The sequence below is a fragment of the Candidatus Sororendozoicomonas aggregata genome (assembly GCF_031528575.1).
Classification (GTDB): Bacteria; Pseudomonadota; Gammaproteobacteria; order Pseudomonadales; family Endozoicomonadaceae; genus Endonucleibacter; species Endonucleibacter aggregata.
This window is the reverse complement of record NZ_JAVLSP010000156.1, coordinates 1-4,559: the sequence shown is the minus strand read 5'-3', so window position 1 is coordinate 4,559 and position 4,559 is coordinate 1. Positions and strand designations below refer to the sequence as shown.

Sequence of the window (4,559 nt, the reverse complement as noted above, 5' to 3'; positions counted from 1 at the left end):
TTTGAGCATAAGTCCGACAGGCTTCCAGGGTAATAAGGGTCATTTGCAGTAGCCTAAACCAAATACTTTCACATGGCATTTAAATTGAGGGCAACAAGGCTGGATATATTTGGTTCCTGTGCACACATCTAAATAGAGGCCACAAGAGAGGGGAGTGCTGCTGGAAGCTGTCGAATAAACAACACCTTTCTTTTCGCTAAAAAACGTCAACGCCGTACTACCATCAAGTGCTGTCAAGCACTGATCCATGGTCTGGCCTGTCTGTTTGCAATAATTGATAGCATTTATCGAAAAAACACCAATGGAATGAGACGTGCTGTACTTTAGCATTTGCTCTACCATCTGGTGTGACGACAAGGATGACAATGAATAAGATGGCAAACTAAAGTAGCTGGTGGCAATGAAGAGAAAAAATACTGAGAACTTCTTCATTTCATACCTCTGCATAACATGAAAGACAGGCAATTTTTGGGAAAGTCAAGTGCGACAACCAGTCAAGCTTGACTCATCATTCGTCTGCCGATAGACTATGAGTTTCTTATACTCGTCAGTGTCAGTATGTAACAACACCAACGAACGCTGTCATTTTAGTAGACAGTCGGTTCTTTTTCCAAGCCAAGGGAATCGGCACTTGAAACAATACCGGCTCAGTCAGAATGAATGGTTATATCTCACTTTTTCAGCTTCGCACGTTGGATGATATAAGGTCGAGTATTGGCAAGACCCCGACTTGCCTCGCCCCCTAAAAAGCTCCAGCCCTCAGATGAGGTAAAATTCAAAAACATAGCTTTAGCAGCCTACTTTTACTCCAATTTAATAAAACAGAGCAGGCGGTAAAGATTCCCCCTGTACGAAACCAGGGCTACAATAATCAATCATCTCAATAACTTGCAAACACACGCTCACTGACTACTGAGGCTCTCTAATGAATCGGCTTATCAAGTGGATCACTATCGTTTTTGCAGGGCTAGTCCTGCTGATGGTGCTGGCTACAGTCCTGCTACCGAAATTCATAGATCCGAATGACTACCGGAGTGACATTGCTAAAATGGCCTATGAGCAAACGGGACTGACATTAAAAATTAACGGCCCCATCGATTGGTCAGTTTTTCCCTGGCTGGGCCTGAACCTTAAAGACCTTACTGTAGCGGGTCATGATGGCAGCCAGCTGGCTAAACTTGAAAAGGCCGATGTCAGCGTTAAATTGTTGCCTCTTCTAACCAAAAATATTGAGGTAAAAAATGCCACCCTTGATGGCCTGAACCTTAACCTGGTTAAAAACCAACAAGGTAAAGGAAACTGGGAAGTAACCTCCGCCAAGCCCTCACCACCAGCCAGAACACCACCTGCCAAGGCACCCGTCCCTCAAGCAACCGCCACCAGCGCACCCGCAGCAGGTACCCCCATGGCACTGGATATAGCCAACGTTGCCATCAATAACCTGACGATTCAGTACAGCGATAAAACAACCGGCAACAGCTATGTGATCAAAAATGCCAGCCTCAACACAAGTGCCATATCCAACCAGACACCTTTTGACATAACCGCCAAGGCGTCAGTTTTAAGCAACAATCCCAAAATCAGCCTGAATACAGAACTTAAAGCGACAGTGACCTTTAATCTTGAAAAAGGGCTTTACGATCTGAATAACTTCAGCCTCATTGCAAAGCCTGATGCAGAACCACTAACCCTCACAGGCAACATCCACCTTCAGCAACAACCCTTCCTGACAAAAGGTGAGTTCAATATTGCCTCCTTCAATCCAAAACAATTTCTGGCACAATTAAATATGCCACTTCCTCCCATGGCTGATAAGAATGCGATGGAAAGCCTGACAGTAAAAGGCAGCTTTAAAAGCAATGGCAAAAGCCTGAATACTGACAACCTGGCATTAACGCTGGATGATTTTAACCTGAATGGTTTCCTCAATGTAGATGACATTGCCAAGGAGGCGATTACTTTCAAATTAACAGGCAATGCTCTGAATCTGGACAATTACCTGCCTCCTGCCACTTCAACGCCTGTTGCGGTTAAAGATCAAGACCAAGCCCCATCAGCCGAACCCAACACACCTGAAAAAGAACTGCCTCTGATTCCCGAAGCACTATTAAGCAACCTGAATATTAACGGCTCTATGAGTTTGACCGCACTGACAGCCGCCAACCTACAATTTGATCAACCGTCTATCACTATTCATGCTGCCGATGGACGCTCTGAAGTAAAAATAGCCTCAGGCTTTTATAAGGGCACCATTGAACTTGATGGAAAAACAGATGTCAGGGTAAAGGGCACACCGAAACTGGCTGTAAAAGCGACACTCAAAGACATTAGTCTAAACGCGCTATCAACGCCAATAACTGAGTTAAAGCCAATGCAAGGTGACGTCAATGCCAACATGAATATTGCCACCGAGGGGCAACTACAAAGTGCGCTGACCCGAAATCTTAATGGCACTATTGGTTTTGATATCAATCAGGGCGCCTTTAAGGAAGCCAACTTTAATAAAATGGTTTGCGAAGGTATTGCCCTTGTCCGACAGGAAAAGCTGCAAAAGAAAGACTGGGGCACCAGCACGCCATTTGAAGACCTCAGTGGTACATTTACCATCCGCAATGGTGTTGCCGTCAATAAAGACCTGACTGCTGCATTATCCAGCTTGAACTTAAAAGGCGATGGAACAATAAACTTTATTGACCAAACCATTGACTACCACGTTGGGCTGAATATTCGCGGAGATGAGCAGCTGCTTGACAACGACCCTGCCTGCGAAATCAACAAAGATTACGTCAATATAACCTGGCCTGTCCGCTGCCTCGGAAAATTAGGTGCACAACAATGTGGCCTGGATTCCGAACGTATGGCCAACACTATTGCGGACCTGGCGAAGCAGGAAGCTAAAAAACATATAAAAAATACCATTGATAAAAAAGTTAATGGCTTGAAGGATGCCTTCAAAGGCTTATTTAACTGACCAAAAATTAAGCGAAGCCCCAGGAACTCAAAGAGGCGGTAACTGGGGTGAATGAGCGTCACCTACAAAGTGGCCGTTTGAAAGGCGACAGTTTCAAGAGCTGATGTACCCAGTAAATGGCCCTCCCACAAACTGAACCCTGGCTTGTTGCTTGACCTGTGGCGGCGGGACAGGCTCTATTTGGGGCGTAACTCCCATCATCATTGTGTTCAAGCGTGAAGAAACCACAGGCTCATTACTGCAAAAATCAACATGGTACGTGGCGCAGTACTCCGGGATATAACGCATGGCCAACCTTTTCAGGTGATTAATATGCTTCACCCCCGCATGAAAACCTGCCTGCATTTTCGCAGCCTCAGCATGGCAGGTATGAACAAGGTTGGGGTCGCCCTGATTCGTTACTTTGTCGAGCGTAGCGTCATCCAGAATTTGTAAAAAACGCAGGGGATTGGCGGCAAAGCCGGAACTCACGGTCAGCGCGGCAATAACCGGACAGGGAATAACCGCTTTACGAAACCAGCTCGAGAACTCATCATGGTCGGTCAGCAAAGTGGGCGCGCCATTTACTGTGCTGGTTTGATGTGCTTTTATAGCCTGCCAGGCTTTATTGGCTGTTTCAAAGGAAGTGTTTACTAAATGGCGCTGGATAATACCTTCGATCCAACTCACAATTTCCCTGACAATATATATCACAACAATCGGCAACGAGCCAAAAGCAGGAAAGGCTGTGGCACCTATTCCCACACCAAGACTAATACCGGCATCCATGATACCGCCGCCCGCTTTCGCCAGAGAGTGCCGCGCCAGAGCGTTGGCAATAACCGAGGGGTAGCCGCCTAAAAAATCAGCATCACGGCCGTTCCACAACTGCAAAAAAAACTCTTTTAATCCTTGAACAGCATGAACCAAGCCTGAATAAAACTCCGACAGCTGGGTAAAATGCCCAAAACAGGGAATAGCGGCTCCAAAGGCTGATGAAAGCTGATTCCCCACCACAATCGTCAGCGTATCGGCGCTTAGAGTCAGCAAGAAATTAGAAACTGTTGTACTAAAACGCCCAAACAGTGATGTCATACGATCAATCGCCCATGCAAAAAACTCAGATATCAGCTTGTCTATTTTGCTAATTTCTTCAACAGCATAACCGGCTATGTCAGACAGGGATCGCCCCAATGAGGTTCTACCCGCTGTTTGCTGAAAGAGCCATGAGGGGAGTGCCATCAAGTCATTGGGCAGCGAAGATGCCGTTAGACCAGACACTAGTGATGCATTGGCGATCGAAAAGCCTTTTCGGACGGACTCTGCACGCGTATTGCCCAGAAAGTATAGAATACCCTTTCGAGCATCCGCCATCTCGGCCAACTGTAAATCAACAGCCGTTTGGCTGGTATTACCAAAAAGTTTGTTTTGGATACTATCGAATATATTAACTGGCATATTCAATACCCTACTATTCTATCACATTGATCTGGCAACTCCACACACACTAGGAGCCTGTCGGACTTAAGACAATTTCGGCCTAAAATCCAGAAAGTGCGGCCAGAATTTCCGATCAATTTGCTTAAATAGGTCAACTATTCGCACAAAT

The 4,559-nt window shown here is 45.9% G+C and carries 3 protein-coding genes; 1 reads left to right on the top strand and 2 read right to left on the bottom strand.

Going from position 1 to position 4,559, the window contains the following annotated elements; translation table 11 throughout:
* Positions 1 to 39 precede the first annotated feature (39 nt).
* On the bottom strand, positions 40 to 432 hold the full coding sequence (locus tag V4C51_RS17180) for a hypothetical protein (RefSeq protein ID WP_330927404.1): 393 nt from the start codon (positions 430 to 432) through the stop codon (positions 40 to 42).
* A 493-nt stretch (positions 433 to 925) separates the two neighbouring features.
* Between V4C51_RS17180 and V4C51_RS17175 the strand changes: the two genes are divergently transcribed.
* A complete protein-coding gene (locus V4C51_RS17175) occupies positions 926 to 2,971 on the top strand; it encodes an AsmA family protein (protein WP_330927403.1) in 2,046 nt (681 codons plus the stop codon).
* A 93-nt stretch (positions 2,972 to 3,064) separates the two neighbouring features.
* Here V4C51_RS17175 and V4C51_RS17170 read toward each other — a convergent pair whose 3' ends face one another.
* Positions 3,065 to 4,408 carry a hypothetical protein gene (locus V4C51_RS17170; protein ID WP_330927402.1) on the bottom strand — a complete coding sequence of 448 codons (1,344 nt, stop codon included), beginning with the start codon at positions 4,406 to 4,408 and terminating at the stop codon, positions 3,065 to 3,067.
* Between the last annotated feature and the right edge of the window lie 151 nt (positions 4,409 to 4,559).